This window comes from Mesorhizobium sp. M4B.F.Ca.ET.143.01.1.1 (assembly GCF_004792275.1).
GTDB lineage: Bacteria > Pseudomonadota > Alphaproteobacteria > Rhizobiales > Rhizobiaceae > Mesorhizobium > Mesorhizobium abyssinicae.
Window position 1 is genome coordinate 1 of the sequence record NZ_SRSR01000043.1, and the last position, 4265, is coordinate 4265.

General features: G+C 62.4%; 3 protein-coding genes and 2 pseudogenes. 3 read left to right on the forward strand and 2 right to left on the reverse strand.

Annotation, left to right across the window (positions count from 1 at the left end; genetic code table 11):
* Positions 1–558, reverse strand: a pseudogene (locus tag EN786_RS35765) (reverse transcriptase domain-containing protein); the annotation flags it as partial.
* Positions 559–593: 35 nt separating this feature from the next.
* Here EN786_RS35765 and EN786_RS35770 point away from each other — a divergent pair.
* From EN786_RS35770 to EN786_RS35780, 3 genes are all read left to right on the forward strand, one after another.
* Positions 594–869, forward strand: coding sequence for a DUF5372 family protein (locus EN786_RS35770; protein WP_135909975.1), 276 nt, complete (start codon positions 594–596; stop codon positions 867–869).
* A 54-nt stretch (positions 870–923) separates the two neighbouring features.
* Positions 924–1259 carry a DUF6788 family protein gene (locus EN786_RS35775; protein ID WP_135909977.1) on the forward strand — a complete coding sequence of 112 codons (336 nt, stop codon included), beginning with the start codon at positions 924–926 and terminating at the stop codon, positions 1257–1259.
* Positions 1260–1377: 118 nt separating this feature from the next.
* A complete protein-coding gene (locus EN786_RS35780; protein ID WP_135909979.1) occupies positions 1378–3432 on the forward strand; it encodes a recombinase family protein in 2055 nt (684 codons plus the stop codon).
* A 22-nt stretch (positions 3433–3454) separates the two neighbouring features.
* On the opposite strand, the pseudogene EN786_RS35785 reads toward EN786_RS35780, so the two are convergent.
* Positions 3455–3712 (reverse strand): annotated as a pseudogene (locus tag EN786_RS35785) (group II intron reverse transcriptase/maturase); the annotation flags it as partial.
* Positions 3713–4265: the final 553 nt, after the last annotated feature.

Consider the following 4265-nt stretch of genomic DNA (forward strand, 5'->3'; position numbering starts at 1 on the left):
ATAGACGATCTTGGTCTTTGTCGGATGCATTTGAAGCCCGCATGCCGCCAGTCGAGCACCAAGCTCCGCCTTGAGGGCTTCGGCTTGCTGTTCACTCCGGCAGTGCACAAGGCCATCGTCAGCATATCGACACCATGGAAGGTCAGGATGCGTCCGCGTCATCCACAGATCAAATGCATAGTGCATAAAGAGATTTGACAAGATCGGGCTGACAACGCCACCTTGCGGGGTACCGCATGTTCGCCCGACGACTTCTCCGTTCTTCTCCATCGGCGCTGCCAGCCATCTTTCGATGTACAGCAGAGCCCACTTGCACGTGACGTGCTTCCTGACCGCCTTCAGCAAGAGATCGTGCGGAAGATTATCAAACAGCCCTTTGATGTCGAATTCCAGAACCCAGTCATGCTTCCAGCACCGCTGACGCGTCACGCCGACGGCATCCAGAGCCGATTTTCCCGGTCTGTAACCGTAGGAGTCCGGAAGAAAGAGGGAGTCCAGATCCGGCTCAATCATCTGCTTGATCGCCATCTGTGCGATCCGATCGCTGACGGTGGGCACAGTCACATCGAACTGCACTTCTTGCCAAAGAGCCTTTGGGTTCGGCGGAGGTCACTCATCCCTTTCATCCGCTGCGCGGTCAGCGTTTCGTCGTCCTCAAGATCCGTCGCGTCTCGGGCGTCGAGACCCTGAGCCTGCGCCATGCCGAGCTCGGTAGCTTCGCCATGCCGCGCGAGTGGACGGACTGGGGAGCGCCGGACGACGCGGCAGTAGGCGCTGGCTCGAAGCTGATCGTCGACGCCTTCGGCTGTGCGGCGTTGGCAGCACTGCTGTTTTCCTTAAACCAGGACTCATCAGGGGTTGAAGTATGACTCAACTTTCGCGAGAATCATCGGACCAGTTTGATTCGAGGCCCGACTACCGCCGTGAAAGATACTTCCGCCGCCGCCCTGCGCCAACGCCGCCGCCGGCTCCTGCGCCGGCTGCCGCCGCTCGAACAGCTCCTGCGCGGCTCGCTCATCGAGCGCTACAAGCGCTGCGGCCGGCCGGGCTGCCATTGCGCCAACGGACCCGGACACGGGCCCAAGTTCTATCTTTCCGTCAGCACCCCGGGCGCGCGGCCGCGCATGGACTATGTGCCGAATGCCACTGTCGCCCAATCCCGCCAGTATCTGGCCAATTTCCGCAAGCTGCGGGAGCTCCTCAACGAGATCTGCGCGATCAATGCGGAGTTGCTCCACCGCCGCGAGCCGTTCGAGTAAATGGACCCGGCCGTCGCCGCCCTCGACCTTGCCCAGGCGGGCGCCATCCTCGCCAACATGATCGAATGCTGTCTCGCCGTCGACGCGCCGCCGTCCCAACCGGAGGAAAGCGCCGGTGATGACGACCAGCAAGATTACCGAACGCCACCTGTCGCGGGAGGCCTGTGTCTACATCCGCCAGTCGACGATGGGCCAGGTCCGCCTCCATCAGGAGAGCACCGAACGGCAGTACAATCTGGCGAGCAAAGCCCGATCGCTGGGCTGGCGGCCGGAGCAGATTCGTGTGCTCGACCGGGACCTCGGCCAGTCCGGCTCGCAGGCCACCCACCGCGAGGACTTCAAGAACCTGGTCGGCAATGTGGCGATGGAAAAGGTCGGCGCGATCTTCTCGTTGGAAGCCTCGCGCCTGGCACGCTCGAACCAGGATTGGCATCGCCTCCTGGAATTGTGTGCGATCACCGGGACCTTGGTGATCGACGAGGACGGCTGTTACGATCCGGCCGAATTCAACGACGGTCTCGTCCTCGGCTTGAAGGGAACCTTCGCCCAGGCGGAACTCCACATCATCCGCGCCCGCCTCCACGGCGGTAAGCTCAACAAGGCGCGAAAGGGCGAATTGCGCTTCCCCCTGCCGGTCGGGTTCGTCTTCGACGACGACCAGATCGTGCTCGATCCCGACCAGGAAGTGCAAGGCGCGGTGCGCGCCGTGTTCGAGTTCTTCACGCGCGAGGGCAGCGCCTACGCCGTGGTCCAGCGCTTCCAGGAACTCGGCCTGCGCTTTCCCCGCCGGTCCTACGGTGGCGTCTGGAACGGCAAGCTGATCTGGGGCCGCATCACCCATTCTCGGGTGGTCGCCATTCTCGCCAACCCTTCCTATGCCGGCACCTATGTGTTCGGACGCTATCAATCGTCCAAGGCGGTCGGGCCGGACGGTGCGATCGAGACCCGCACACGCCGCATGCCCGAGGAGGAATGGCGGGTCGTCATTCACGACCATCATCCAGGCTATATCAGCCGGGATCAGTTCCTCGCCAACCGCCAACGCTTGGCCCAGAACCGGACCAATGCCGAGGTGCTCACCGGCCCTGCTCGTGAAGGGCTCTGCCTCTTGCAGGGCCTGCTTGTCTGCGGCCTATGCGGGCGCCGTCTCACCGTGCGCTACACCGGCAATGGCGGGCTCTATCCCGCCTATCAATGCACCCGGCGCAAGCATGAAGGCCTGGCCCGATGTGCCTGCGTGTCGGTTTCGGCGACGCCGCTCGACAACGCCGTCAGCGCTCGCGTGGTCGACGCCGTCACACCACTGACGGTCGAGTTGGCCCTTGCCGCGCTCACCAGCCTGGAAGAGCGCGACCAAGCCATCGCCGGGCAATGGCGGCTGCGCATCGAGCGCGCCCGTTACGACGCCGATCTGGCCGAACGGCGCTACGAGGCCGTCGACCCGGCCAACCGCCTGATCGCCGCCACGTTGGAGAAGCGCTGGAACGACGCGGAGCAACGGGTACTCGACCTCGGGGCGCAGATAGCCGCCTTCGAGCGGCAAAGCCTACGGGCCGTGACCGCCGAGCAGAAGCAGCAAATCATCGAACTCGGGCGCGACTTTCCGCGGTTATGGGCTGCTCCGACCACCAGCCCCCGCGACCGCAAGCGCATATTGCGCTTGCTGATCAAGGATATCACCCTTGCCAAAAGGCCGGAGCCCAAGCAGCTGCAACTGCACATCCGCTGGCAGGGTGGTGTGACCGAGACGATCGACGTGCACCTGCCGCCCAACCGCGCCGACGCGCTGCGCTATCCGCCGGTCTTCATCGATGAAGTCCGCGCGCTGGCGCAATCCCATGACGACCACGAGATCGCGGCGCTCCTTGCCCGCGACGGCAAGACCAGCACCACCGGCAAGCCCTTCACCGCCAGCATGATCAGCTGGATCCGCCACAAACATCGCATTCCCGGCCCGTCGGCACCGGCGGGGACGCTGACCGTCCATCAACTCGCCCAACGCTATGGCGTCAGTTGCGGGGTGGTCTATTATTGGATCGACCTCAGGGTGATTCCCGCCGATAGAAAGGCTGGTAAGTCCTACGCTATCACCATCACCGAGACGGTCGATCAACGGCTCCGCGCGTGGGTCTCAAGATCCCACCGCATTCCCGGCATCCCTAAAACCGTTTGAACAAGGTGCATCATGCAGTCCACGTCGGCACACCCAAAACCCTTTCGCCCCCACTCTTCTTCGGAATGGAGACAGCGCGAACCGGCGGTGGGAAGTACGTACCTGAGGACATCCGATTCCAGACCTTGTAGAGGTTTCCCGCAAGGTCCTTCTCGAACATCTCCAGGGTCTGCCCGTCCACCCCGGCTGCGCCCTGGTTGGCTTTGACCGCTTTGTAAGCTTCGTACACTTGACGTTTCTCAATTCGAAACGGCTTGTCTGTCGTACCTATCGAAGTCATCCTGTTTCCAGTTGTTCCAAACAATTCGACCACCTGATCCGACCCCTTTGCTCCGACCCCATTACAGGGCCCTCAACGCTCATACGGGTCGGTCCGCCCCAGTCTCCTGCATCGGTACTCTCGCCTTGCGGTTTGCTCCGCTTGAGCTTCTCCCTTTGCATCAGGAGCCTGGTTCCTGCAGTTCCGCGTGAAAGCCTATGTCCGACTCACGCCCCCTCTACGCCGGTCGCCGCCCGCCCAGTCATCAGGCGTCTGGCGGACTTGTCCCAGGATGACGAAACGGTCCTGGTTTCGACGACACTTGGATTCATAACGACGCGTCTTCGGAGGGTTCACTTTCGTTCGTCTTTCGGACACCCACCTGCTCGGATCTTGTCCGAACTTTTCATCCGACGCTCACCACCACGGCTCTTTACCGCAGCAGCTCGGACTGGTTTGAGACCCGCTCCTGAAAGCCGATCCCGGAGGGCCGTCCCCCATCATTCACGCAGCTTTACGCAACGGTGTTAGTTCATTGCGAACTCCTTTCCGCTGCTCTGCAGCACACTCTCGT